The sequence below is a fragment of the Acidobacteriota bacterium genome (genome assembly GCA_035529075.1).
GTDB lineage: Bacteria > Zixibacteria > MSB-5A5 > GN15 > FEB-12 > DATKXK01.
Window position 1 is genome coordinate 272,711 of the sequence record DATKXK010000014.1, and the last position, 25,291, is coordinate 298,001.

At 58.9% G+C, this 25,291-nt stretch carries 20 protein-coding genes; 18 read left to right on the top strand and 2 right to left on the bottom strand.

All coding sequences use genetic code 11. The annotated features are described in order from the left end of the window. Positions 1-41: 41 nt before the first annotated feature. The 8 genes from VMY05_08740 to VMY05_08775 all read left to right on the top strand — a co-directional run bounded on the left by VMY05_08740 (position 42) and on the right by VMY05_08775 (position 11,902). Positions 42-1,211: an IscS subfamily cysteine desulfurase gene (locus VMY05_08740; protein ID HUV31158.1), complete on the top strand. Its 1,170-nt coding sequence runs from the start codon at positions 42-44 to the stop codon at positions 1,209-1,211. A gap of 54 nt (positions 1,212-1,265) precedes the next feature. After that, on the top strand, positions 1,266-2,354 hold the full coding sequence (gene mnmA, locus VMY05_08745; GenBank protein ID HUV31159.1) for a tRNA 2-thiouridine(34) synthase MnmA: 1,089 nt from the start codon (positions 1,266-1,268) through the stop codon (positions 2,352-2,354). A 109-nt stretch (positions 2,355-2,463) separates the two neighbouring features. Further along, a complete protein-coding gene (locus VMY05_08750; GenBank protein HUV31160.1) occupies positions 2,464-4,113 on the top strand; it encodes a pentapeptide repeat-containing protein in 1,650 nt (549 codons plus the stop codon). A 101-nt stretch (positions 4,114-4,214) separates the two neighbouring features. After that, the gene (locus tag VMY05_08755; protein HUV31161.1) at positions 4,215-4,892 is read left to right on the top strand and encodes a metal-dependent hydrolase; all 678 of its coding nucleotides are present in this window, start codon (positions 4,215-4,217) and stop codon (positions 4,890-4,892) included. Positions 4,893-5,054: 162 nt separating this feature from the next. Next, positions 5,055-7,898: an AsmA family protein gene (locus VMY05_08760; protein ID HUV31162.1), complete on the top strand. Its 2,844-nt coding sequence runs from the start codon at positions 5,055-5,057 to the stop codon at positions 7,896-7,898. A 471-nt stretch (positions 7,899-8,369) separates the two neighbouring features. After that, complete coding sequence (locus tag VMY05_08765) at positions 8,370-10,241, top strand: ATP-binding protein (protein ID HUV31163.1); 1,872 nt, start codon at positions 8,370-8,372, stop codon at positions 10,239-10,241. Continuing rightward, a complete protein-coding gene (locus VMY05_08770) occupies positions 10,241-10,948 on the top strand; it encodes a histidine kinase dimerization/phospho-acceptor domain-containing protein (protein HUV31164.1) in 708 nt (235 codons plus the stop codon). Before VMY05_08765 ends, VMY05_08770 begins: the two co-directional genes overlap by 1 nt. Positions 10,949-11,026: 78 nt before the next feature. Beyond that, on the top strand, positions 11,027-11,902 hold the full coding sequence (locus VMY05_08775) for a YicC/YloC family endoribonuclease (protein HUV31165.1): 876 nt from the start codon (positions 11,027-11,029) through the stop codon (positions 11,900-11,902). A 143-nt stretch (positions 11,903-12,045) separates the two neighbouring features. Here the strand turns inward: VMY05_08775 and VMY05_08780 are convergent, their stop codons facing one another. Continuing rightward, positions 12,046-12,561, bottom strand: a complete 516-nt coding sequence (locus VMY05_08780) for a hypothetical protein (GenBank protein ID HUV31166.1) — start codon at positions 12,559-12,561, stop codon at positions 12,046-12,048. A gap of 26 nt (positions 12,562-12,587) precedes the next feature. Here VMY05_08780 and rpoZ point away from each other — a divergent pair, with 26 nt between their 5' ends. The 5 genes from rpoZ (at position 12,588) to hslU (ending at position 18,074) form a co-directional block, all read left to right on the top strand. Then, positions 12,588-12,815: a DNA-directed RNA polymerase subunit omega gene (rpoZ, locus tag VMY05_08785; protein HUV31167.1), complete on the top strand. Its 228-nt coding sequence runs from the start codon at positions 12,588-12,590 to the stop codon at positions 12,813-12,815. A 38-nt stretch (positions 12,816-12,853) separates the two neighbouring features. Further along, positions 12,854-15,139, top strand: coding sequence for a type I DNA topoisomerase (gene topA, locus VMY05_08790; GenBank protein ID HUV31168.1), 2,286 nt, complete (start codon positions 12,854-12,856; stop codon positions 15,137-15,139). A 126-nt stretch (positions 15,140-15,265) separates the two neighbouring features. Further along, a complete protein-coding gene (locus tag VMY05_08795; protein HUV31169.1) occupies positions 15,266-16,180 on the top strand; it encodes a tyrosine-type recombinase/integrase in 915 nt (304 codons plus the stop codon). An 11-nt stretch (positions 16,181-16,191) separates the two neighbouring features. After that, complete coding sequence (gene hslV, locus VMY05_08800; GenBank protein HUV31170.1) at positions 16,192-16,728, top strand: ATP-dependent protease subunit HslV; 537 nt, start codon at positions 16,192-16,194, stop codon at positions 16,726-16,728. Further along, positions 16,725-18,074: an ATP-dependent protease ATPase subunit HslU gene (gene hslU / locus VMY05_08805; protein HUV31171.1), complete on the top strand. Its 1,350-nt coding sequence runs from the start codon at positions 16,725-16,727 to the stop codon at positions 18,072-18,074. The genes hslV and hslU overlap by 4 nt, the downstream gene beginning before the upstream one ends. Positions 18,075-18,180: 106 nt before the next feature. Here the strand turns inward: hslU and liaF are convergent, their stop codons facing one another. Then, entirely contained in the window at positions 18,181-18,858 is a 678-nt protein-coding gene (gene liaF, locus VMY05_08810; GenBank protein HUV31172.1) for a cell wall-active antibiotics response protein LiaF, read from the bottom strand. Between the two features lie 317 nt (positions 18,859-19,175). On the opposite strand from liaF, the gene argF reads away from it, so the two are divergent. The 5 genes from argF (at position 19,176) to VMY05_08835 (ending at position 25,059) form a co-directional block, all read left to right on the top strand. Continuing rightward, positions 19,176-20,078 (top strand): ornithine carbamoyltransferase, encoded by a 903-nt coding sequence (argF, locus tag VMY05_08815; GenBank protein ID HUV31173.1) that lies wholly within the window; start codon positions 19,176-19,178, stop codon positions 20,076-20,078. 56 nt (positions 20,079-20,134) lie between these two features. Continuing rightward, complete coding sequence (locus tag VMY05_08820) at positions 20,135-20,971, top strand: hypothetical protein (GenBank protein HUV31174.1); 837 nt, start codon at positions 20,135-20,137, stop codon at positions 20,969-20,971. Positions 20,972-21,063: 92 nt separating this feature from the next. After that, a complete protein-coding gene (locus VMY05_08825; GenBank protein HUV31175.1) occupies positions 21,064-21,501 on the top strand; it encodes a PaaI family thioesterase in 438 nt (145 codons plus the stop codon). A gap of 144 nt (positions 21,502-21,645) precedes the next feature. Continuing rightward, entirely contained in the window at positions 21,646-22,158 is a 513-nt protein-coding gene (locus tag VMY05_08830) for a hypothetical protein (GenBank protein HUV31176.1), read from the top strand. 159 nt (positions 22,159-22,317) lie between these two features. Beyond that, a complete protein-coding gene (locus VMY05_08835; protein HUV31177.1) occupies positions 22,318-25,059 on the top strand; it encodes a M28 family peptidase in 2,742 nt (913 codons plus the stop codon). The last annotated feature ends 232 nt before the right edge of the window (positions 25,060-25,291 follow it).

A 25,291-nucleotide genomic window follows, 5' to 3' on the forward strand; every position in this document is an offset into this window, starting at 1 on the left:
GTATTGTTGTGTAAAAGCAGGACAGCACTGAAAAAACGGTTATGAAACAGATCTACCTTGACCATAACGCCACCACGCCGGTCGACCCGGAAGTCATCGAGGCCATGCTGCCGTACTTCAAGACCGGTTTCGGCAACGCCAGTTCCGTTCATTCGTTCGGGCGCGAAGCAAAGGTGGCCCTCGAGACCGCCCGCGAACGCATCGCCGCCTTTATCAACTGCCGGCCCGAGGAACTGTACTTCACCTCCGGCGGCACGGAGTCGGACAATATCGCCGTCCTGGGCACGGCGCATCACCTGAAGAACCGCCGCAAGCACCTTGTCGTCGGCGCGACCGAGCATCACGCCGTCCTTCAACCGGCCGAGCACCTGGCCCGCAACGAGGGATTCCGCCTCGATCTGCTGCCGGTCGACTCCGAGGGATTCGCCTCGCCGGAAAAACTGGCCGGGCTTGTGTCCGACGACACCGCTCTTGTCTCGGTCATGCACGGCAACAACGAAACCGGAACCATACAGGACATACGGGCGCTCACTGACGTGGCCCGCGACAAAAACGTGCTGTTCCACACCGATGCCGTGCAGTCGGTCGGCAAGGTAAAGGTGGACGTCAAAGACCTCGGCGTCGACATGCTTTCGCTGACTGGCCACAAGATTTACGGTCCCAAGGGCGCGGGTGCCTTGTTCATCCGTCAGGGGATCAAGATATCACCGCTGTTTTTCGGCGGCTCGCACGAGAAGAAGCGCCGCCCCGGCACCGAGAACGTTCCCGGCGTGGTCGGCCTGGCCACGGCGCTGGAGATTGCCGGAGAGCGCATGGAAGAAGATGCCGCCCGCCTGGGGCAACTCGCCGATTTCTTTATCCAGGCCGTGCTGGACAAAATCCCCGACTGCCGCCTGAACAGCCCCCGGAGCAACCGCATCCCGCCGACCGTCAACATCTCGTTTAACGGCGTCGAGGGCGAGTCGATTGTCCTGGCTCTGGACATGGAAGGTGTCGCTGTCGCCTCCGGTTCCGCCTGCACTTCCGGGGCCATTGAACCCTCGCACGTGCTGACCGCCATGGGCGTCCCGGCCGTGACCGCGCAGGGCGCCATCCGGTTTTCGATGGGCCGCTCGACCACGAAAGACGACCTGGCACACGTCCTGGCCGTCCTGCCGCCGATCATCGAACGCCTGCGCGCCATGTCGCCGATCTACCAGCAACGCAAATAGGAAACCCGTAGGCAACGACGGTCCGGTATCTCCCGGCCGCCGCTGCGTGTCATCATGGCTCGAAAGAAAGTTCTCGTTGCCCTTTCCGGCGGAGTCGATTCCTCGGTCGCCGCCCTTTTGCTCGGGGAGCAGGGGTACGACGTTGTCGGGGCGCATATGAAACTGTGGGACTACGTCGACGTCGGCGGCGATATCCACCGCGACGGCCGCTGCTGCACGCTGGAATCGATCACCGACTGCCGCTTTGTGTGCGACGCTATCGGCGCGCCGTTTTACGTGCTGAACATGTCGGAGCACTTCAGGAAAGCCGTCATCGAGAACTTCGTCTCCGAGTACCGCTCCGGCCGCACGCCCAACCCGTGCGTGGCCTGCAACTCCGAGGTCAAGTGGACCGAATTCCTCCGCAAGGCCCGCGAAATAGGCTGTGACTATATCGCTACCGGTCATTACTCCTTTGTCGAGAAAGCCGGCAACGGCCGCTGGCGCATCCGTCGGGGCGTCGACTTTACCCGCGACCAGTCCTACGTGCTGTGGGGGCTGTCGCAGGAGGCGCTGTCGATGACCCTCATGCCGCTGGGCGGGCTGGAGAAATCCGAGGTCAGGCAGATCGCCCGCAGGCACAAACTTCGCACCGCCGAACGCCCCGAGTCCCGCGAGATATGCTTTGTCGCCGATGATGACTACCGACGGTTCCTTGTCGAGTTCGAGGCCAAGCAGGGCCGCCGCCACGAGCCGGGGGAGATCGTCCACACCGACGGCCGCGTGCTCGGCAGGCACAACGGCACCGCCTTTTTCACCATCGGCCAGCGCAAGGGACTCGGCATTGCGCACCCCACCCCGCTGTACGTGCAGGAGATCGATACCAGGGCCAACCGCGTCATAGTCGGCGACAACGACACCCTTTTCAGAAGCGAACTGACCGCCCAGCGCGTCAACTGGGTCGGCCGGGAACCGTCGAGCGAACCGTTTGAGGCCGCCGTCAAGATCCGCTACCTGCACCCGGCCGCACCGGCCACCGTCACGCCCTTGACAGACAGCTCCGTCCATGTTACCTTCGAGAACACGCAGCGCGCCATCACACCGGGGCAGTCAGTGGTTTTTTACGAGGGTGACATCCTGTCGGGCGGCGGGATTATCGCGTAGGCGGGCTTTCCGCACCCCGGCAGTCAGATGCGGGGTGACAATTGTCCTTTAGTGTCTTTTTCTTTTCTGACCCGGCGGCCGGCGCGCCCTTTATTCGCAGGCGACTATAATGGAACTCAATCAGCAGGGCACTTGTCAGGTACTGATGTTCAATGATAAGCCCTGCGGCCGCGCGCTCTATGACGGCGGGAAGTGCATCTGCCACTCGGACAAGCAAGACAAGGATATAGAGCTTTTCCAGCAAGAGCTTGACAAGATCTTTGCAGACAAGGAGGCCGAGCTATACGATCTGAGACGGTTCGTGTTTCCCGTCGATGGTTGGAGACTGCCGAGCGAGTTCAATAAGAGTGTGTTCCTTTACGAAGCGCGCTTTTGCGGCGAGGCGGGTTTCTCTCGTGCGCGGTTTTCCACCGACGTGACATTCTTGGAGGCACGGTTTTCCGGTACGGCAAGTTTCGACGGAGCGAGCTTTTCCGGCAACGCGGATTTTTACGGTGCGCAGTTTTCCGGTGAGGCCTTTTTCACGTTTGCGGAGTTTTCCGGTAAAGCCGGTTTTGACGACGCAGAGTTCTCCGATGCGACGTTTTTCGACCATCTCCGGTTCACGGGCGCTGCGGATTTTCACGGTGCGCAGTTTTCCGGCGAGGCAGACTTCACTGGCGCGCAGTTTCTCGGCGCGGCGGATTTTCACGGCACGCAGTTTTCCCGCAACGCGGTTTTTGACGCCGTCCTATTCCGCGGCAAGGCGGATTTCGGTGACGCGAAGTTCCTCGGCGTTACGGATTTCAACTACGCGGTGTTTTCAAGTCCGGCGGATTTCGAGGGTGCCAGGTTTTCGGGTCTGGCCAGGTTCGGCGGGTGTTCTTTTGGCAGTACGGTGAATTTCAGAGAGTGCCATGTGCTTGAGAACGGCAGATTGAGCTTCGACAGAGAACCTGAACGTCAGTTGGCTTCGCTACACATGCTCTACCCCTGGGTTCCGGAAGAGCCGAAGATGTTCGAGCATTGGGCGGATTTTTCCCACATGACGGTCGAGAAGAAGGACTCGCCTTGTTTTCGGAAAACACACCTCGCCAAATGTCTCTTCCTTGAGACGGATGTCACGAAAGTCAGCTTTACTGACGTCACGTGGCCAACTGTGCCGAAATTCTTCAAATGGTTTCCCAGATGCGCCGTATGTGATGAAGTTTGGGCCGCACAGAAAGGGAAGGGTGACTCCCCCAGGCCTGACTACCGGGCTATTGCTCGCCTGAATCGCCAGCTTCAGAAGAACTACGCGGAGAACCTTCAGTACGCACAGGCCGGGGATTTCTACATCGGCGAGCAGGAAATGGAACGCAAGGCCAAAGGTCGCCTGCGCCAGTACTTGTGCGCCAGCTCTCTGTACAAACTGGTGTCATACTACGGCCAGAGCTACCTGCTGCCGTTCTTCTGGCTGGTGCTCGCGCGCCTTACGTTTCCGTTGTATTTCCTTTACGACGGGATAAAGCTCTACCCTAACGCAGAGGGCCTGCACGTCGACGAGGTCAATTATGCGTGGAGTTGGCGGCCCTGGGATTGTCTGTTCTTGACGCGGGACTATTGGAACACGTTTTTCAACCACCTGTCATTTATCACTTTTGACCGCTCGGCGATCAACCTGTACGGGTTTCAGCCGTACCAGAAGGCGATTATTGTTCTGCAAACGGTTCTCATAATCATCCTGATTACGTTCTTCCTGCTGGCCCTGCGGCGGGCTTTCAAGCGCAAGAGCTTCTGAGCGGGGCAGAGGCAGGCCCGCCCATTCCATTTGACAGCCGACCCGACCGGCATTACTTTGCGGGCACAGCACACACATAACAGTTGTCAGAGGAGTTGACCATGCCACAAGCGAGATTCCTGGGCCATTCCTGCGTCATGCTGACCGAGGGAGAGCACCGGCTGATCATCGACCCCTATATCACCGGCAACCCGCAGGCGCCGGTGGCGGCCACGGAGATCGACGTAAACTACGTGCTCCTGACACACGGGCACGGCGACCACGTGGGGGACGCCCTGGCTATCGCCCAACGGACCGGGGCGACTATCATCGCCAACTACGAGCTGGCCAGCCTGTGCGCCAGGGGGGGCGCGACCATCCACCCGATGCACATCGGCGGCGCGCGGAAATTCGACTTCGGCCGCGTCAAGCTGACTATCGCCCATCACGGCGGCGGCTACGGCGAGGACGCCTCGGTCTACACCGGCCCGGCGGTCGGGTTTCTCATCAACATCGGCGGGCGCACCGTCTACCACCCGGGCGACACCGGCCTGTTCTACGACATGACACTGATAGGGGAGATGAACGAGATCGACCTGGCCTTCCTGCCCATCGGCGACAACTTCACTATGGGCATCGACGACGCCGTCAAGGCGGTCGAGTTCCTGAAGCCCAAACGGGTGGTCCCGGTCCACTACGACACCTTCGACGTCATCCAGGCCTCGCCGCAGGAGTTCTCCGACAAGGTCAAGGGATCACAGGTGGTGATCCTCAAACCCGGCGACTCGCTCGACTTTTAGACTCTCAGCTACCGGCGCGCATGCCGCAGGCCGCCCGAACGGAGTGGCCTGCCTTGCTTTGCCCGTGAACCAAACGGGTGGAAATCCGTTTTATATTGATTGATCGAGAAGACCTTGCTAAGATTACGGCGATTGCCGGACTAATCACGTGTAGAAGAAACGATGAAGAAATTACTCAAGATTCTCGCCTGGCTGGCAGGTATTATCGTCCTGCTGGTCATCCTGATCATTGTCGGTTTTGAACTCTTTTTCCCGAAAGAGCGGGCCCGCCAACTGGCCATCGAGCGCGGCAGCGAGGCCCTCGGGCGCGAGGTCTCGGTGCAGGACATCGACATCTCCCTCTGGGGCGGCCTCGGCGTCAAGCTCGTGGACGTGGCCGTGGCCAGTCCCGAGGACATCACGACGGACAACCTGCTCGAGGCCGACAATGTTGACGTCAAACTGCGGCTGTGGCCGCTCTTGAAACGCGAAATCCGGGTCGACCGGTTTATTGTCAACCGCCCCCGCATTGCCCTCGTGAAAACGAAACAGGGCCGCACCAACTACGAATTCCCGACGGTGGATTCGGCAATGCCGCCCGAGGTCGCCGAGCAGCCGGCAGCGGCCAAAGCCGCCGGAGCGGCGGTGTCGTTCGACGCCCTGGAAATCAACGGTGGCCGCCTCAGCTATCGTGACGACAGTTCCGGGCTTGCGCTGGTCCTGACCGACCTGAACCTCTCGACGGCGCTGGAGAACCCGGCGCCCGGCCGGTACGCCTCGCAGGGCAGGGTGAGCATCGACAGCCTGGCCGTAACGCGTGGGCAGACCTATCCGGCCGTGTCGCTCGATTTACACTACGCCGGTGAGTATGACCTGAATGAAAAGCGCCTCTCCGTCGAGAAGGCTGATTTGCAGGTCAACGGCCTGAAATTCAACATGACCGCCGAAGTGTCCGACCCGCTGGGCGAACCGAGAGCCACGGGCAATGTCAAGTCCGACCGTATCACCGTAGCCGACCTGTTTAAGCTTCTGCCGCAGAAACAGCGTGACGAGATTGCCGAGTTCAGGCTGGACGGCGATTTCTCTTTTGACGTCGACGTCCAATACGATGCCTCCGTTACCGAGAACGCCCTCACCTACGCGGGCACGGCGGTCATTTCGGACATGACCATGGCCCGGGAAGGGATCGAGGGGGAACTGCGGTTCCGGCGGGCGCTCCTTGATTTCAAGCCGGACAACCTGCGCATGAACATCGAGGACGGCACCTTTGACGGCGAGCCGTTCAAGGGGCATCTCGTGGTCGACAATTTCGACGACCCGGTCGTCAACGGCGAACTGGCCGGGTCGGTCAATCTCGCCTTTGCGCAGCCGTTTCTTCCTCCCGAGGGCGGGCACGAGGTGGCCGGTCGGGCCAGGGCGGACCTGAAATTCTCCGGCCGCACCGGCGACGTCAAGAGCATGAGCTTTTCCGGCAATCTGACCGTCACCGAGGGCCGGTACAACTCACCGCAGATGCCCGAACCGATAGAGGCGCTCTCGGTCGACGCCTACTTTGACAACAAGCTGGTAAACGTACGCACGTTCGAAGCGCGGTTCAAATCCGGATACGTGAATTTCTCGGGCCGGATTGACAATCTCGTTGCCTACCTGATGGCCGACTCGGTCCAGGCGCGGAAGGTTTCACCGTCGGTCGACGGTACGTTCAAAGGGGAGCTTGACCTGGCCATGCTCGGCCGCTACCTGCCTGAGAAAGGGCAGCCGGAACTGACCGGACGGCTGGCGGTTGACGTCAAGGTTGCCGGCGGCGCCGCCCGCCTTGCGGACATCAAGCCCCGGGGCAGGCTTACGGTCACGAAGGGTACCTACACCGATTCGCTCATGCCTGAGCCGATCACGAATTTTGCCGTTGAGATGGCCCTCCAGCCGGACACCATCGCGATTGACCGCATGTATCTCAAGTTCACGTCCAGCGACGTGACTTTCACCGGCAAGCTGGTCAACCCGTTCCCGTACCTTCTGCCCGTAAAGGGTCTCGATCGCACCGCGATGACAAAACCCCTCTTTCTCTTTACTTTGTCGTCGCGGCGGTTTGACACCGATCGGCTCTTTCCCGAGGCCGTTCCCGGCTCCGGTGAGAACCGGGCGTCAAAACCGGTGGACTCGGTGTCCCTCGTCATCCTTCCCGATATCGACGGTCGGGGGACGCTGCACGTCGACACGCTGATCTACAGCAAGGTCGAGTTCACGGATCTGGATGGCAAGGTCAGGATCAAGGATCGCCGGATCGAGTGCTACGACGTCACCGGCAACGTATACTCCGGCAAGGTCTCCGGGACTACGACGATCGACCTGAACGACTTTGACAACCCCGTTTACACCGGAGAGTTCAAGGGCGACCAGGTCGACGTCGACGACTTCATGTCCCGGTTTACCCGGTTCGGCGGTCACGTCTTCGGCAAGTGCGATCTGACCGGCGGCTATACGGCGCGCGGTTGGGAGCCGGACGAGTTTCTCAATTCGCTGACCATGAACGGCAGGGGGAACATGCTCGACGGCAAGATTGTCACTTCGGGCACTCTCTACAAGCTGATCAGCGGGCTGGCCGACAAGGCCGGTCAGAGCTTTTCCGAGGAACAGCCGATCAAGAATCTTGGCACGGACATTCTCGTCAAAGACGGCAAGATTGTGCTGGACAATCTCAAGACACGGCTTACGCAAGTCGGCGATATCGAGATCGGCGGGTTTTACGGTTTTGACGGCAGCATCGGCTATTCCGGCAGCCTCCTGTTAAGCCAGGAAGTGACGGAGAAGCTGGTCTCGAAAGGCGGCCTGCTGGGCGGCCTGGCCGGTCTGCTCACCGACAAGACGACGGCCCGCCTTGCACTGCCGCTGAAAATATCCGGGACGGCGGACAGCCCCAAAGCGGAGTTGGACTACAGTGCGCTGACCAAAACCGCCGGCGACGATCTCGGCAAGAAGGCGGGCAACCTTCTTGAGGACTTGTTGAAGAAGAAAGACAAGAAGTAGCCTGTCATTTGCCGCTTTGCGCCGGTCCCGGGGGGTTCGCCCCGCCCGCACTCAGCCTTGACAGCCCCCGCAGGGGGCAAGTAGCCCTCAATTACTCGCGCGCCGCAATATGTTATTTAACAGTGACTTAACAAGTCTAAGTTAATGTTGCTATTCAGGTGGTGGTATTCGTGTTACGGTCAGTCCTGACGGCGCACCTGCCCGCCGGTGTGATCCCGCATGCACTCACGCTCATAAAACCGGTGTGCGGTGGTCAACTTTTCCACAGGAAAGGCCGATGTATCCCATAAGACAGTGTTAGGTTCTTCGGTCGCCGTGTGGCCGTGATGCGGCCTGCCGGGACGTCGGATGTCCGGGCGGGTCGGAAGCGGCGTGCCACGGGCCGGCCTATATAGTGTACGAGGGCATCTAAACAGATTCCGCATAATGAAGTCTTCCCGCTCACACAACACTCGGGTCATTCGCTGTGCGGTGTGCAAGATCGACCTTAAAGGTCGTTTTGTGTTTATCGATGACGAGACCGAAGAGCTGCTCGGCTTTACACGCGAGGAGTTGTTCGGTCGCCCCTTTCTTGACTTCCTGGCCGAAGACGATCAGGAAGTGATCAACAGCATTATATCCAGGCGTTATCACTTCGAGACTTTCTTCAAGACCACCCGCATCGGATTGATCCACAAGGACGGGCAACGGGTCCCCGCCACGGTCGTCATCTCGCTTAATTTCATCGCCGGCAGCCCGGTCAACTACCAGTTCATCATCAATGCCGGCACGTCCTCGGATCGCGGTCGTGCACCACGTGAACGCTTTGCCGAACTGCAGGATCTCATAGCCGAACTGCTGCGCTTTCCTGATTCCGTCCAGTGGACCGAACTCGCCCGTGCCGTGCGGACGTTCTGTGGCGGCAATCAGGTGCTGCTGTACCGTCTTCGGGATGGCAAACCGGAACTTATTGAGGATATCGGGCGGGACTCCCTGCAAGAGGTTCCTTCTCTGCTCAAGATTCACCAGGCCGTGGCCGAAACCGGCCAGGCCTACGATTTTGCATCCGAGCAGGACGTTCAGCGTGCGGTTGAGCTTGACGGAAAAGCGCCGAGCGAATTCGTTTCGTGCCTGCAACCTGAGAGCGAGTCGCCGCTGCTGGTGCGGGTGGTGTTCAAGGATGACATGGACAGGAGTTCGGCCGCACGCGGCATCCAGCGTGCCCGCTTTGCCGTCGACCTGACCTCGCGATGCCTGGCTCGGCTCGGTACCGCTGCGAGTGAGACGGGTGTCCCGCACGACGTCACGCGACTTGTAGAGGCGCTCGGCAAGCTCGGCATCGGGCTTCTCCAAACCAGTGCCGATGGTCGTATAGCGGCCTACAATTCGGTCCTGTCCGAGAGTTTCGAGGGCCGGCGACCTGCCGGTCACTACGACGAGTTCGTTGAGCTCCTGTCCGATTGCAACCCGCCGCACGTTGTTGAGGCTATCCGCAATTTCTGCGAAACTGACCCGGCTGATGACGACCCGGGGCAGTTCCGGACGAACGTGAACACGCCGTCGGGCCGGTCCGCCAGGCTGGCAATTACAAGACAGGCGGCCGGCGAGACACGAGGTCGCTTCAGCTTTGTCCTTGTGCCCGACGCGCTGCCCGGGCGAGAGACGATTGACTGTCACGTCGAGAACTCGGCGCTGCGGCAGATTGTCACCGAACTTCAGACGTCTCATGACGTGGTAACGTCACTCTGCGACCAGCTGCCCGGTCTTCCCGATGCCGACCCGGACAAGAATGCCGGTTTTCATCGGCGCCGACTTGAAGGTCAGACCGCCCGACACTTCAGGATGCTGGCCGACCTTTCCTGTCTGATTGAGAATATCGCCCGCACCGAGGATATGCATCTCACGGATCTTGACGCCGTCGTCTCCAAGGCGCTTGACGATCAGCGCACCGCTTACCCGGCAGTCAAGGTGTCGGCAGAGGTCGGCCAACTGCCGAAGATCGTGACGTGTCGGCACCGGCTCTGCCTGATCCTCGGCAATGTTGTAAGCAATTGCTTTAAGTTTGCCCCGGGAGAACTGCACATACGAATCGCCGCTACCGTAGATGACGGCGTTGCCGCCATCACTGTATCGGATAACGGGCCGGGCATATCCGAAGGCGCTCTCGGGCGCGCTTTCCGTTTCTTCGCCAGACCTCCGGGGCAGGAGGCGGCGTCGCCTTCGGGACACGGCACTTCGCTGGCCATCACACGGCAACTGGCCCGGAGTCTCGGCGGTGATATCACGGTCACATCCGGAAGCGGGCAGGGTACGACCGTGACGGTCTCGATCCCCGCCGGTCGAGGCGCGGGGGAGGAGGCCTGATGGATCGGAATCTGCGCATCCTGATTGCCGATAAGAACCGGTACCACGCGCTGCTGATCGAGCGGGGCCTGCGCAACCGCTTTGCTGCGTCCATCGTGGCCGTTTTTCGCTCCGCTGACCAGGCAATCGAGGAACTCCAGAAGACTACCTACGATGCCGCCGTCATCGACTGCACGTGTGCCGCCAACAGCGACAGCAACATAGTAGAAGCCGTGAGGCGTTGTCGCCGGCACCTGCCGATCCTGCTGACGACCCCGCCGGGCACGGTTCTGCCGGATGTATACCCCGGGGATAACGGGCTCACCGCCTTCGTTGTCAAAGACAGTACCTTTCATATCCTCATTCCGCAACTCGTGGCCCACGTTCTTGAGCAAGGCAGTTTCTACCGCGACGGCCGGCCGCTCAGGCCGAGACTCACGGCCAGGAGGAAAGCCGATATGATCAATATCACGGCCAACACCCTGGCGCACGAGATAAACAACCCGCTGATGGCCATACTCGGAATCACGGAACTGCTGCTCGGTGACTCCAACGGTTGCGATGCCGAGGTGAAACAGAAGGTTCGCGTGATACAGGAGTCGGCCAGGCGTATTGAATCCGCCCTGCATCACCTCGGCAGCCTTTCCAGAGCGACTCTCCGGCCGACGGCTGCCGGCAGCCTGATTGACACCAATCGGCCGTCAGGCACTTCCGGGCCTGAGGGTTAGCCGATCCGCTCCACAATTGCGGTTGACATTCTGATGAAAGCCTCTATTTTGGAGCCTTGTTTACGGGCTGGATAAGCTATGTACTCTATGACAGGATTCGGCAGGGCCGAGATACCCGGACGGTTGGGCAGGTTGACCGTGGAGATAGCCACGGTCAACAGCCGCTTTCTGGAATTCACCGTCCGGCTCCCGAAACCTTATTTCTCACTTGAACCGCGCGTGCGCGAATACCTTTCGGAGATCCTTAGTCGTGGCAAGGTGACCGTGACGGTCAATCTTGACGAACCGGAGGATGCGACCGGGAAGTATGCTATCAATGATCGGGCCGTCCGAGCCTACGTACGTCAACTTCGTCAATTACACCGAGAGTTGAAGCTGGATGGGGATATTAACCTGAGCAGCCTGGTATCGTTGCCGGACGTGGTTCAAGCGGACCGCAACGCACCGGACCCGGAACGCATCTGGAAGACCCTGCGAAAAGGCCTGCACCGGGCCGCGGGGCAGCTTGTCGAGATGCGAAAGCGGGAAGGCCGGGCGATGGCCGCTGATATGAACAAACGCCTGAAATCAATGGCCGGACTCCTCCGGCGGGTCGAACGGCAAACAAGAGACTCGGTGCAGGTATATGCCGACAAGCTGCACGAACGCATTGAAAGTCTCCTCCAGCGACCGGTTTGTGACGCCGCTCGCCTCGAAGAGGAAGTCGCCCTTTTCGCCGACCGCACCGATATCGCCGAGGAATGTGTCCGCCTGGACAGCCACCTCGACCAGTTTGCGGCTACGCTCAAGGCGAAAAGTGCGTCGGGACGCAGGCTCAACTTCATTCTCCAGGAAATGAACCGGGAGGTCAACACCATCGGGTCGAAATCCGCCGACCTCGGTATCGCCGGTGCCGTCATTTCACTGAAGGAAGAGGTCGAGAAACTCCGGGAAATGGTGCAAAACGTTGAATGACTCTCCGCGCGGAGAGATTCATGATGTAGATGTATATGAAGCCGGGTAAAATCGTGATTATCTCGTCGCCGTCGGGTGGCGGGAAGACTTCTATTTGCCGAAAGCTGCTAAGCCCCACCCGGCGCAGGAAAGGGTGGAATTTTTCAATATCGTACACCACGCGCCGTCCGCGTCGCGGCGAACGCAACGGCCGCGAATACTTCTTCGTTGGCGAGCAAGAATTCCTCCGCCTTGAAAAGCGAAGGTTTTTCGCGGAGAGCTTCCGCGTCCACCTGTACAGTTACGGCACCCCACGGGCTCCGATAGAAGCCGTCCGACGGCGCGGCGGTGTCATGCTCTTTGACGTCGACGTGAAGGGTGCGCGGTCGCTGCGGCGGGCCTATCCTGAAGCCATAGCCGTGTTTATTCTGCCGCCGTCGATCAGCGCCCTGAAACAGCGTTTGAGAAAGCGCGGCACCGAGACGGCCGAGCAGCTGAGCGTGCGGTTCGAGAACGCCCGGCGGGAAATGCGGGCCTTTCGCCGCTACGGATTCGACTATGTTGTTATCAATCAAGACCTTGACAAGGCAGTACGGCAGGTATTGGCGATTATTCACGCCCATGAGTGCCGCACCGAATTTGCCGATACGGAACAAATAAGCAGAATAATTGGTTAACACCTAAGTCTTGCAGGAGATATACCGTTATGCCGTTTTTACCTATGGATGAGCTCGACAGGATCACCAGGAATCGATACGAAGCCGTGATCATTGCCGCTCAGCATGCCCGTCACCTCAATGCCCGCCGTCTCAGAAGGCTAGAGCAGCTTGAAGAAGGCGGGGAAGTAGACATCGAGGCGCGAAAAATAACGATGGTCGCACTTAAGGATCTTATTGAAGGTAAAGTAAATTTCCAGCGTTCCGATATCGAATAACCATCGACGTACTTCTGAGCACTTGCACAGGAACGGTAATGGCCAGAAACTTAGTTATTGTAGAGTCGCCCGCCAAATCTCGAACGCTCGCCCGGTTCCTGGGCAAGGATTTCGATGTCCTGTCCACCGTCGGTCATATTGTTGATCTGCCCAAATCGAAACTGGGAGTCGATGTTGAGCACGATTTCGAGCCCGCCTACACCGTCATCAAAGGTAAAGAGAAGATCATCGCGCAGCTGAAGAAGGCGGCGCGGAAGGCGGGCACTGTCTACCTCGCGCCCGATCCGGATAGAGAGGGCGAAGCTATAGCCTGGCACGTGGCCAATGCCCTCAAGGGGGCCAAGTCCGATTTCCTGAGGGTTACCTTTAACGAAATTACCAAGACGGCGGTGACCGAGGCGATCCGGAAACCTCGGGCCATTGATCTGAACCTGGTCAATGCCCAGCAGGCCCGCCGCGTGCTTGATCGCCTGGTGGGGTACCAGGTGTCCCCGTTCCTGTGGAAAACCGTGGCCCGCAATCTGTCGGCCGGTCGAGTTCAATCCGTAGCCTTGCGCCTCGTCTGTGAGCGGGAGACCGAGATCCGGGATTTTGTGCAGCAGGCCTACTGGAACATCTTTGCGGTTTTGGCCAACCGCGACGGGGCGAAGTTTCAGGCTCAGCTTTACAGGATTGGCCAGAAAACCGTGGTCAATGCGGGCCAGCGCGGGAAGAACAAAATGACGATTGACTCCCGCGCCGAAGCCGACCGGCTCATCACTGATCTTACGGAACAGGACTTCACCGTTACCGGGATCAAGCGAACCAGTCGCCTGCGCAAGCCAGCAGCGCCGTTTATAACTTCGACCCTGCAACAGGAAGCGGCCAAAGTACACGGTTTTTCCCCCAAGCAGACGATGTCGATCGCACAGCGCCTGTACGAAGGAATCGATATCGGCAAGAAGGGTCCGACGGGCCTGATCACGTATATGAGAACCGACTCCACCAGGGTGGCATCAGAGGCCAAGGCCGCCGTCCGCAAGTACATCGCCAGCGAATTCGGAGAAGAGTATCTTCCGGCCAAGGCCAACGTCTATGGTCGGCGCAAGTCGGCCCAGGATGCTCACGAGGCCATTCGGCCGACATCAGTCAGTCTTCCGCCCGACGAGGTGAAGACGCACCTGACGCCGCAGCAGTTAAAACTCTATGCTCTCATATGGAAGCGCTTTGTCGCCTCGCAGATGACCAACGCCCGGTATCACGTCGAAACCGCCGATATTTCTGCCGGCGATTACCTGTTTCGGGCCTCGGCCCAAAAGCTGGTCTTCGACGGATTCCTGCACGTGTACCGTGAAGCCAGAGAACCCGACGAGAACGGCAATGGTAACGGTGCGATGGAAACCCTGCCCGATCTTCAGACCGGGGAAACTCTCAATCTCGTTGAGCTGAAGCCGGTCGAGTCAGTGACCAGACCGCCGGCACGGTTTTCTGAGGCGATGCTCGTTAAGCGCCTTGAAGCAGACGGTATCGGCCGGCCTTCCACCTACGCCACGATCGTTTCAACGCTCAAGGAGCGGAAATACGTGGAGCTGGTTCAGAAAAAGCTGCATCTCACGGAACTGGGCGAGGCCGTCAGCAAAATCCTGGTCAAGCACTTCCCCAAGCTCTTCAACGTCTCCTTCACTGCTGAAATGGAGCGGGAACTGGACCAGGTGGGAGAGGGTGCTGACAACTGGGTCAAAGTGGTTAGCGACTTTTATAAGCCTTTTGTCAAGACTCTTGACGCCCTTAAAGCCAGGCAATCCCAGATCAAGGCCTCACTGATCGAGAAGACTGACATTTCCTGTGAGAAGTGTGGTTCTCCGATGGTCATCAAGTGGGGTCGTAACGGGCGCTTTCTTGCCTGCTCAACGTGGCCGGACTGCAAATCCACCAAGCCGCTGCCCGAAGAGGAAGCCAAGAACCGCACCGATGAGAAGTGCGAAAAGTGTGGTTCCGCCATGGTCATCAAGACCGGACGATACGGCCGGTTCATGGCCTGCTCTGCCTACCCTGACTGCAGGAACACCAAGCCGATCAAGGTGGGGGTGGCCTGCCCCAAGGAGGGCTGCGGCGGGCAGATCGTCGAAAAGCAATCCAGGAATCGCCGTGTCTTTTATGGTTGCAGCAACTATCCCAAGTGCGATTACGCCAGTTGGGATCGGCCGGTGAATCAGGCATGTCCAGTGTGCAAACACCCGTTCATGTATTCGAAGGTTTCCAAGGCCCGGGGCGAGCACCTGCGCTGTCCCGAATGCAAGCACCAGGTGGCCGAAGAAGCCGCAGAAAAGAACCCCGTAGGTTGATCTGCGCAATCCCGAAGTCCCCCCGGCAGTTATTCCCTAATTCCTTCGCGGCGACCGTTGAACTCGCCTGCATCGCGCCACAAAACAATTTGACCTGTTTTGGTGATTTGAATATCATGCTCCTGTATGCTGCAAGAAGAGTTTTCCAGATTTCTCGCGGACCTTGCCCAGACAAAGCACCGCTCCGCCCGGACGGTCGAAGCCTACCGGCGGGACCTCTCGCCGTGGCTAACCTTCCTCGAAGAGCAGCATGCCCGGCAACCCCACGCGTTGAAAAATGACCCCGTCTTTCTGCGGGTTTACCTCAGACAGCGCTCGGAAGCCGGGGTATCCAACCGTTCGCTTGCCCGCTTCGTTGCGGCGCTGTCCAGCTTTCAGAAGTTCCTGGCTGTCGATCTTCGGGCCAGGGTGTACTGTTTCAAGCTCCCACGGATCAAATACAGCGTGAATCTGCCCGGTTTCATCCCGCAGGCCGAGGCCGCCGGCCTCTTCAAACATCGTAACGCGCGGGACGACAAGCAGAAATACCCGTACTGGCGCGACTACCTGATGGTTCTGCTGCTGTATGTCACCGGCTTGCGGCGAGCGGAACTGGCTCGTATCAGTCTGCCCGATCTCGAGCTTAACCGAGGTCTTGTCACCGTGATCGGCAAAGGGGGCAAGGAACGAGTCGTACCGCTCGGGCAGAACACCCGCGGTGACCTCAAACGGTATCTTGCCCTGCGGCGTGAGTATGCCCGCCAAAAGCAATCCCGAGCGGCGGCCCTGTTTCTGAACCGCAACGGCCAGGCGCTGTCCGTTCGGTCGGTTGACCGGCTGGTAAAGAAATTCGGGCGGGCAGGGGGGGTGAACCTTACTCCCCATGCTCTGCGCCACTCGTTTGCCACCCATATGCTTGAAAACGGTGCCGATCTGATGCTGATAAAAGAGCTGCTTGGACATGCATCCCTCTCGACGACACAGAAATACACGCACGTCACGGCGGAAACACTCAAGAAGACCTATCGCAGGGCGCACCCGCGATCAGGGGCAAGCAAGTAGAAAGGAAAGCGATGAGAATACACGCCACCACGATAATCGGAATAATCTGGAACGGGAAGGCGGCCATGGCGGGGGACGGTCAGGTATCGTGGAACGATACGGTCCTCAAGGCCCGTGCGACCAAGATCCGTACCATGCGTGACGGCTCGATTATGGCCGGGTTTGCCGGTACGGCCGCCGACGGAATCGCACTCTTCGAGCTGTTCGAAAAGAAAATCGAGGAGTACTCCGGGAACCTGCCCCGCGCTGCCGTAGAACTGGCCAAAGAGTGGCGCACGGACAAGAGGCTGCAGAAACTGGAGGCGGTCATTGCCATCATGGACAGGGAGCACGTTTTCCTGGTCAGCGGCACCGGTGAGGTGGTGGAACCGGATGACAATATCATCGCTATCGGATCAGGCGGTCCTTACGCCCTGGCCGCGGCACGCGGACTGATCCACGCCAATCCCAAACTGTCGGCGGATAAAATCGCCGCCAAGGCGCTGGAAATCGCTGCTGATATCTGCGTGTATACGAACAAGAACATCACGGTGGAATGTATTAAATGAAGGACGACTATCCGACCCCTCGCCAAATCGTCGAACATCTCGATGTCTACATAATCGGTCAGGACGAGGCCAAGAAGTCCGTTGCCATCGCCCTGAGAAACCGCTGGCGACGACAAAACGCGCCCGAAGAGTTGCGCGCCGAAATCATGCCGAACAACATCATCATGATCGGCCCGACGGGCGTCGGCAAGACCGAGATCGCCCGGCGTCTGGCCGACCTGGCCGCCGCTCCGTTCTTGAAAGTCGAGGCCTCCAAGTTCACCGAAGTCGGGTACGTGGGGCGTGATGTCGAGTCCATGGTCCGGGACCTGGTTGATATCGGCGTGAATATGGTCAAGACCGAGAAGTCCAGGCACCTTGCGGCTCAGGCTCAGCACAACGCCACGGAGCGGCTGCTCGATCTTCTTCTGGGCAGGCCGGCCAAGTCCGAAAAACCGGGGGAGGGCGAGCCGGATGTCTCCGAGCAGGGAACGGCCACCAGGGAGAAGTTCCGCAGCATGCTCCTGGCCGGAAAGCTTGATCAGCGCGAAGTCGAGCTTGAAGCTCCGCAGACGCAGTACCCCGTTGTTGAAATCTTCTCACCGATGGGCATGGAGGAACTGGGTGTCAATTTCCAGGAGATGTTCTCCGGGCTCCTGCCCAAGCGAACCAAGCGGCGCAAGATACCGGTACGAGAGGCCAAAAAATTCCTCGTTAACGAGGAACTGGGCAAACTGGTCAACATGGACGACGTCATCGCCGAGGCGCTCGAACGCATGCAGGAATCCGGTATTGTCTTCATCGATGAAATCGACAAGATCGTCGGCGACAACAGCAGAACCGGACCCGATGTCAGCCGCGAAGGCGTGCAGCGCGATATCCTGCCCATCGTGGAAGGCGGGGGCGTCATGACCAAGTACGGTATGGTCCACACCGACCATGTTCTCTTCATCGCCGCCGGCGCCTTTCACGCTTCCAGACCGTCAGACCTGATACCGGAGTTGCAGGGGCGGTTCCCCATCAGGGTAGAGCTCAATTCCCTTACGGCCGGCGATTTCGAGCGCATCCTGACCGAGCCTAAGTCGGCGCTTGTCACCCAGTACAAGGCACTGCTGAAAACCGAGGGCGTCAACCTGGAATTCACGCCGGGGGCCGTCAGGATGATTGCCGAGATAGCCGAGCGGGTCAACATGGAAACAGAAAACATCGGTGCGCGTCGTCTGCACACCGTGATGACCACGCTGCTTGAGGACATCCTTTTCGAACCGCCGGTCAAACGACGCAAGGTGACAATCACGGCCCGGACCGTCGAGAAAAAGCTCTCGACGATCATCGAGAACAAAGATCTGAGCAGGTACATTCTGTAAACGTGCGCTCTCGGAGGGCTTCAGAGCGCGGTGAGCCAGGCGGTACTGAGTACCGGAAGGAAGTCGTGATTGTTACGGCCGCCTGCCCTCGCATGGCCGCCGCCGATCAGACCATGTAGATGCGGACGTCCCCGATGAAGCTGTTGGTGGCGATATACAGCTTGGATTCAGCCTCCCGGTAGTTGGGGGTCTGTCCTTCAACGCTGTTGCCGAAACCGGATGATCGCCTGCCGAGCAACTCCACGTCGCCAATGAAGCTGGAACACCGGGCTAATATGGGCATGTCACTCGGGACCAGGATGCGTGCATTGCCTACGAACCCGGAGATGACCATCCTGTTAAGACCTTTGGCGAGCCTGCCTCCGTGCAGCTTTATTTCGGCGTCACCAAAAACCGTAGAGACCTCGATCGACTGCAGGTCGACGTCCCGGCAATCGACAAAGATGTCCCCGAACACCTTGCTGTACTTGACCTTGCCCGGCGCGGAAAAGGTGGGGGCCTCCGCCGCACGCCCGACCCCGGTTCCAATATCGGTTGGCGCCCCGGCGCTATCGCTCCGTGGCCGGTCGGAAGTGACGTCTTCGACCCGGACTCTCGCTTCGTCCAGCCGTTCATGTTGCCTCTTGCGGGCAATCACCCAGAAGCCCAGGATGACGAGCAACACCGGGAGAAGCAGGCGCGAGAGATTCCCGGTCGAGAAAAAGAAAAGGCCGGTGGTTCTGCCCAGCAGTAACAAGCCTATAAGGATAAGAAAAGCGCCGAACAGTAGTTTGTGTACACTCATAAGCGCAACCGGCCGGTCGTAAAGTCCTCTCTCTAAACAATACGCAATATCGCCCCCCATGTTACGCTGCGCAAGGACTTTGGCAGCGACCGGTAGCCCGGGGATGGTGACGGAACTGTGCAAGGATTGCACAAGCCGTCTTACGTTCAGCTAACGCGGTTTGCCGCTCTTCTCGCGGGTCCGGAGGAACTCTGACGAGAGAACGGCCGCCCCGTCTGGGTACCGGGGGCCCACCGGACCCGTCTTGACATTCCCCTGCCGCGACAGTTTATTCGCCGGAGAACTTGTCGAAAACACACACTTTCCCCGGAGGAAATATGCCGCGTTCATTGTGCCAGATTACCGACCTGACCGCTCAAGAGGTCCATGAAGTATTTGACCTCTGCCGCCGAATGAAATCCGGTGAAATAGCCCCGAAGCCATTGGCCGGCAGGTCGGTAGCCTGCATTTTCACCAAACCATCTCTGCGGACCCGTGTCTCCTTTGAGGTGGGTATCAGCCAGCTTGGCGGTCATGCCATGATGGTGACCGATGCGGAAATCCAGCTTGGCAAGCGGGAGACGATTGCCGACGCCGCTCGGGTGCTGTCCCGGTACCTCGGTCTGATCATGATCCGGACTTTCGAGCAGGCCGACGTTGAAGAGCTTGCCCGGTGGGCCGCCGTGCCGGTGGTCAACGGGCTTACCGACCTGGTACATCCCTGCCAGATTCTGGGCGACTATTTCACCGTAATGGAGCACGTCCAGAAGAAAGATCGCTACAAAATAGCTTATCTGGGCGACGGGAACAACGTGGTCAACAGCTGGTTGAACCTTGCCTCACTGATCCCCATGGATCTGCGGATAGGTACCGACCGTGACTGCCAGCCCGCGGCCGAGTTCATTGAACGGGCCCGCCGAAATACCGACAGCCGTGTTCTCGTTACGGACGATCCTAAAGAAGCAGTGGCCGATGCCGATGTAGTTTATACGGATGTTTGGGCCTCCATGGGGCAGAAACATCTGGCGGAACAGAAGGAACGAAAACTACAGAGGTTTCAGGTAAATAGTTCTCTGATGAGTGGGGTGAATCCAAAGGCCATCGTGATGCACTGCCTGCCGGCCGAACGAGGCAGGGAGATAACCGACGAGGTTATGGATGGTCCCCAGTCGGTGGTCTTCGAAGAGGCGGAGAACAGGCTACACGTTCAGAAGGCCATTATGGCCTTTCTGCTGAAGTAGACGTAGGCCCGGGGCGACCCACGACGGAGAACGGGACAAACGAAAGGAGTCGCAGAATGCGTTCCCGCACTCTTCTCTTCATCGTCGGTCTGTTCGTTATGACCGCCTTTCTCGTCACTGTCGTAGGTTGCTCTGACGACGAACCCGCGCCCACCGAGGACATCACCGACGGCGGTGACACCAACGACACCATTGCCAACCCGCAGTTCTCAGCGGTGTCCAGTCAGGTCGAGGACTTTGTCGAGTCTACGATAGGCTTGTTCACCGACGGGCTGAACATGACGGCGATGTCGCTCGACGGTCTGGACGACATTGTGTTCGGTTCCAAGCCGCCGGATTCACTCAAGACCGGCGACTGGGCACTGTACTTCCTCGGTCAGCTTGGCACGACGATCTACGGCCTCGATTCCATCCAGTTCCTCAAGAACAACGTGCCGCAGGCGACCGGAGTGGGCATGGACAAGCTCGTATTCAAGCACTACTACTTCGTGAACACGGATGACACGACCGTGTCGTATGTGAGCAGCAGAATCCACAGCGACCTGACTTTCTCAGGTCTCGACGGTGCCATCGCGGCGGTAAACGGCATGCACGACCTGACGCTCCATTCGAAATTCGCCTCGGCCGATTCGACCGTCTGGTGGGACTTCGATATCCAGTCCACCGCTGACCACGTTACGATTGACAAGCAGGGAAGCAACTGGAACAGCGGCTGCCCGTGCGGCGGTGGCATGACGATCACTGTCGATGCCACGTACCAGAAGGATTCGGCCGATCCGGTCAACACCAGCTGGACCTTCGATGTCACCTTTGCCGACGGCCTGATGAATGTTGACGTCGCGCTCGGCGAACTGGCGGCCGAATATTCGACCCAGATGTGCACCCCGGAATGAACTTTCGAATCTCAGGAAAAAGCCCGGCCCAGGCCGGGCTTTTTTTTGGACTTGTGTTGACAGCGGACGGCTCCCGGCTTATCCAGTCCCGCATGGATGAGATTATACGGTACCGCCACTGTTTCGTCTGTGGTGATCAGAACCGCCACGGCCTGAAAGCGCGTTTTTACTACGACGGTCGCCAGGCCGTCTCGGAGGTCACAGCCGAGGAGGATTTCGAGGGCTACCGGGGGATCTACCATGGCGGCATTATCACGGCATTGCTCGACGAGGTGATGATAAAGGCCATTTTAGCCCTGGGTATCTGCGCGGTTACGGCCGAGATGAACGTCAAGTTCACGAGACCGGTGCGAACCGGTGAAAAACTCCGTCTGGCGGGGTCGATCCGTTCCTCGAAGGGTCGGCTGTACATTACCGAGGGTACGGCTGTCAACGAGGCCGGGAATATCTGTGCCACGGCCGGCGGCAAGTATCTCGAGGCTGGACCCCAACTGGGAGCAACTCTCACGGAGTCTATCTGCCGGGATTAGACATTTTTTTTCACGAATCGTGAAGCAGGTCGTCACAGCGGTTGTCGCGGTGCCTGTGCCGCCAAGTTAAGTCTTTGGGCCGCAATACAATCACGCGCGGGCTACGGCAGCTGTCCGCGGCATTTCAGTTGCTGTAAGCGGGGTATGGCCTCCGAAAGCAAACCGATCGACTGCTATATCGCCGCATTCCACAACAGCCACATGGACCCGTACTTCGAGAAACGCGGGTTCAGCCGCGGACTGATTCTCTTTGCTATCCCGTCATACGGTATCCTCTTCCGTTGCCGGGCCGAAGGTGATACGGTTGACCTTGAATTCGGGGCCTTTTTTGCCCTCCTGCGGTTCGTCAAAACGAGGCTTGAGAAACAAAAGATAAGTAAACTGGTCGTGTATTCCTCGAATCCGGAATTCGTATTCTCGTTTGCCGGTTATGGTCGGCACATCGCCCGGGGTTCAGCCCGCGACAAGCTGATCCGGGAGTACGGTCAGACGTTCAATGTAGCCGTATCCTATGTTGAGCCGCGTAAGAACCAATCACTCGTTGCCTCGGCGGACTTCCCCAGTATGCCTGCAGGCCGCGAGTTGCCCTTCAAGCCTGCGTCTGACGACTCTGCCAGAGGCGAATTCAAGCCGATTCTCAAGGGACTCAAGATCTGACGCGCCGACCCGGCTCTTTCCTTCTGACACCCCCTCACATGCCCGACCCGTGAGAAAGGGCATATGCCTCAAGCGGCGCCACGGGAACTTGGACGATTACCGGCCGCTGTTCGTCTTCACTAGTAGAGGTATCAATTCTGCTTCCATGAGGATACTATGGTGCTCAAGAGAATAATCCTTGTTGTTGCCTCTCTGATTCTCTCCTCGGCTATCTCGATCAGGGCGGACGACATCGGTCTGCTTTCGTTGACCAGTCAGGCTCAGGTAGAACGGGCGGAAGCCATCCTGGGGCAGGCCTACGGCAAGGTCAGCGGTAAGTTCATTGTCGTCGTGTCCGAGGAAACGCGGCGAAGTCTTGCACGGGCCGGCATGCATCCCGAAATCGTGCTGCCGGGCGCAGATGTTTCCGATGCCTGCCTCGTACTCCGACCGTGCGCGCGGCCCGAAGTCTCCGGGGTCGATATTGACCGGTTCGGGCGAACGGTCGATCTCGGCCAGGGAATTCGCCTCGCGCAGATGAGCCGTGTGGCGGCCTCGACACTCTCCGCAACGACCGAGTATAAGGCCATTCCACTCTCGGATAACCCGGTCGGTTTTCACTTCAACCCTCCGACCGTCTCGCTGCCGGGATGGCGGCAGGAGCAGTATCCTGTTGATACCGTGGCGGACCTTGTGCAACTCGACTCCGTTTACGCGTACTGTACCAGGCTGGAGGATTACTACACACGGTACATTGGGACCGATTCGATAAACGCCGCCAGGGACTGGATGGTTCAGAAGTTCCTTGACTGGGGGTACACGGACATCTCGACGCCCGAGTTCGCGGTGCAGACCAACCTTTGCTACAACGTACACGTCGTCAAGCCCGGCTATGCTGAGCCCGACCGGGTGATTGTGATCGGTGCTCACTACGATGCGACAACCTACCCGCAGTCCTTACCGCCGTGGGAGTGCGCCCCGGGTGCCGATGACAACGCTTCCGGTACCGCGGCCGTACTCGAGGCGGCCCGGATTCTTGCAGACATACCGCTAAGGAAAACGGTGGTCTTTATACCGTTCTCGGCTGAAGAGCAGGGTCTTGTCGGCTCCGGACTGGCGGCCCGGAACTTCCAGGCCGCGGGTACCGACATCGAGATGATGTATAACCTTGACATGATCGGCTATATTGAAGGTCCCTCGTTTGATCTCCAGTTGCTCGGAGGCAGGAACGAGGTGTACCGTGATCTGACGGCGGCTGCCGCCGCTCGCCTCACTCCGCTCACCGTATCTATTGTTCCCGTTTATGCTCTCTCGGATCACTACCCGTTCTATCAGCGGGGTTACGATATCGTCTATGCACATGAAAGAGTGCAGACTCCAGGGTATCACACCGTGAATGACGTGTCGTCACTGCTCACCTTTACCTTTATGACGGAGGCCGTCAGGATGAGCCTTGCTTCCGTGGCGATCGTGGCCGAGTCACCGTCGGCTCCCGCTGTGAGTCTCATCGACGTCGGCGATGGTCAGGCACTCGAGCTTCAATGGTCCGGCTGTCGTCCCGAGTATACTTACACGGTTTATCACGGGGACAGCCCGGGCGTCTACACTGATTCCGCGGTAGTTGCCGGGGGCGCCTGCTCCTACGTATGGAGCGGCCTGGCCGAGGGCGTCCCGGCTTACTTCGCCGTGGCGGCTGTTACCGCCGACGGCTACCGGTCCCTGGGGGCCGTTGAGTACTCTGAAACACCCCTGGTCTTTCCTCGTTCACCGAGAAGTCCGATGGCGGAGTCCGACTCCGCCCTCATAGAGCTTTCGTGGATGGAAAACACCGAGGTCGACTTCGCCTACTACAACGTCTACCGGCAGATTACAGGGCTGGGGAGTTTCGTACTATACAGGTCTCCGGTTGCCGAAACGACTATGGTTGACACCAGCGTCATGGGGCAGATCGAATACAGCTACCGGATAACGGCGGTTGATCTGGACGGTAACGAATCAGCGCCCTCTGAAATTGTCAGCGCCTTTGCCGGTACCTTTGACGGCGGGGTGGTCATTGTCGACGCCTTTTCCGAGGAAAACCAGTACATCCCCGACCAGGCGGCGCAGGTGGCCTTTTTTGACACCATAATGGCCGACCTGCCGTATGGTCTGGTGGTGCTCGAGGAGATCAGCGATACTCTCAGCCGGTCCCAGGTCGGTCAGTATTCCTCGCTTATCTGGATTGATGATGACCCGGGTCGCAAGACAATCGATGTGAACACTGACGTCCTGGCCTGGTATGCCGGATACAGCACCAATATGCTTGTCTCCGGCTACTGGACGATCCAGAGCTGGTCGGATTCGCCGGTCCCCGTGGACCATATGCTGTATCAGGATTTCATGGTCTCCGGATACACGTACTGGGGGACGCCGGACTTTGTCGGTGCCTTCGGTCAGAACGGATGGCCGTCGGTCCAGATTGATCCCATCCGTGGGCTGACGGAGTGGCCGAACATTCCGGCCTTGCAGGTCAGGCCCGGAGCTACCGTTATCTACACGTACGACTCGTTTATGGATCTTGATTTTGAAGGGGAACCGGTGGGCGTGGCCTATGACGGGCCAACGGGGAAGCGCATTGCCCTGTCGTTTCCGATTTACTACCTGACACCGTCCTCGTCGCGGGCGCTGATGAGCAAGGTGATCGAGTACTTCGGTGAGGAGTTCGTGCCGGTCGACAACGGAGACATCGACGGAGACGGCCGGGTGGATATCGGCGATCTCACTTTGATGATCGACTACATGTTCATGTCGAAGCTGCCGCTCTCCGACCCGAATGCCGCCGATATCGACTCTGACTGTGTTATCGACATTGGCGATCTTACAATGATGATCGCCTACTTGTTCATAGGCGGGGTTGATCTTCTCCCGGGCTGTGTCGAGTAGGCAGGATACAGGGTGCAGCCGTGTCGGTGAGGGCCGTTCCCGGCCCGGGCACGTGAGCGGGCGCAGTTGCTGCGCTTGAGTCGGTCGGTCGTACCGTGACAAGAGACCGGAAGACAGGTTTGCACAAGGCGGGGCGTACTGTTTTTTTCTTGACAATCATAGAGGAAGGGCTAAATTAAATTGTATAGGAGTACCTCTCATTATCCCGTGGGGCGCCAGACACGAGCGCGCG

Coding starts and splice junctions, on each gene's coding strand:
- VMY05_08740 (HUV31158.1), top strand. CDS start 42: ATGAAACAGATCTACCTTGACCATAACGCCACCACGCCGGTCGACCCG.
- mnmA (HUV31159.1), top strand. CDS start 1,266: ATGGCTCGAAAGAAAGTTCTCGTTGCCCTTTCCGGCGGAGTCGATTCC.
- VMY05_08750 (HUV31160.1), top strand. CDS start 2,464: ATGGAACTCAATCAGCAGGGCACTTGTCAGGTACTGATGTTCAATGAT.
- VMY05_08755 (HUV31161.1), top strand. CDS start 4,215: ATGCCACAAGCGAGATTCCTGGGCCATTCCTGCGTCATGCTGACCGAG.
- VMY05_08760 (HUV31162.1), top strand. CDS start 5,055: ATGAAGAAATTACTCAAGATTCTCGCCTGGCTGGCAGGTATTATCGTC.
- VMY05_08770 (HUV31164.1), top strand. CDS start 10,241: ATGGATCGGAATCTGCGCATCCTGATTGCCGATAAGAACCGGTACCAC.
- VMY05_08775 (HUV31165.1), top strand. CDS start 11,027: ATGTACTCTATGACAGGATTCGGCAGGGCCGAGATACCCGGACGGTTG.
- rpoZ (HUV31167.1), top strand. CDS start 12,588: ATGCCGTTTTTACCTATGGATGAGCTCGACAGGATCACCAGGAATCGA.
- topA (HUV31168.1), top strand. CDS start 12,854: ATGGCCAGAAACTTAGTTATTGTAGAGTCGCCCGCCAAATCTCGAACG.
- VMY05_08795 (HUV31169.1), top strand. CDS start 15,266: ATGCTGCAAGAAGAGTTTTCCAGATTTCTCGCGGACCTTGCCCAGACA.
- hslV (HUV31170.1), top strand. CDS start 16,192: ATGAGAATACACGCCACCACGATAATCGGAATAATCTGGAACGGGAAG.
- hslU (HUV31171.1), top strand. CDS start 16,725: ATGAAGGACGACTATCCGACCCCTCGCCAAATCGTCGAACATCTCGAT.
- liaF (HUV31172.1), bottom strand. CDS start 18,858: ATGAGTGTACACAAACTACTGTTCGGCGCTTTTCTTATCCTTATAGGC.
- argF (HUV31173.1), top strand. CDS start 19,176: ATGCCGCGTTCATTGTGCCAGATTACCGACCTGACCGCTCAAGAGGTC.
- VMY05_08820 (HUV31174.1), top strand. CDS start 20,135: ATGCGTTCCCGCACTCTTCTCTTCATCGTCGGTCTGTTCGTTATGACC.
- VMY05_08825 (HUV31175.1), top strand. CDS start 21,064: ATGGATGAGATTATACGGTACCGCCACTGTTTCGTCTGTGGTGATCAG.
- VMY05_08830 (HUV31176.1), top strand. CDS start 21,646: ATGGCCTCCGAAAGCAAACCGATCGACTGCTATATCGCCGCATTCCAC.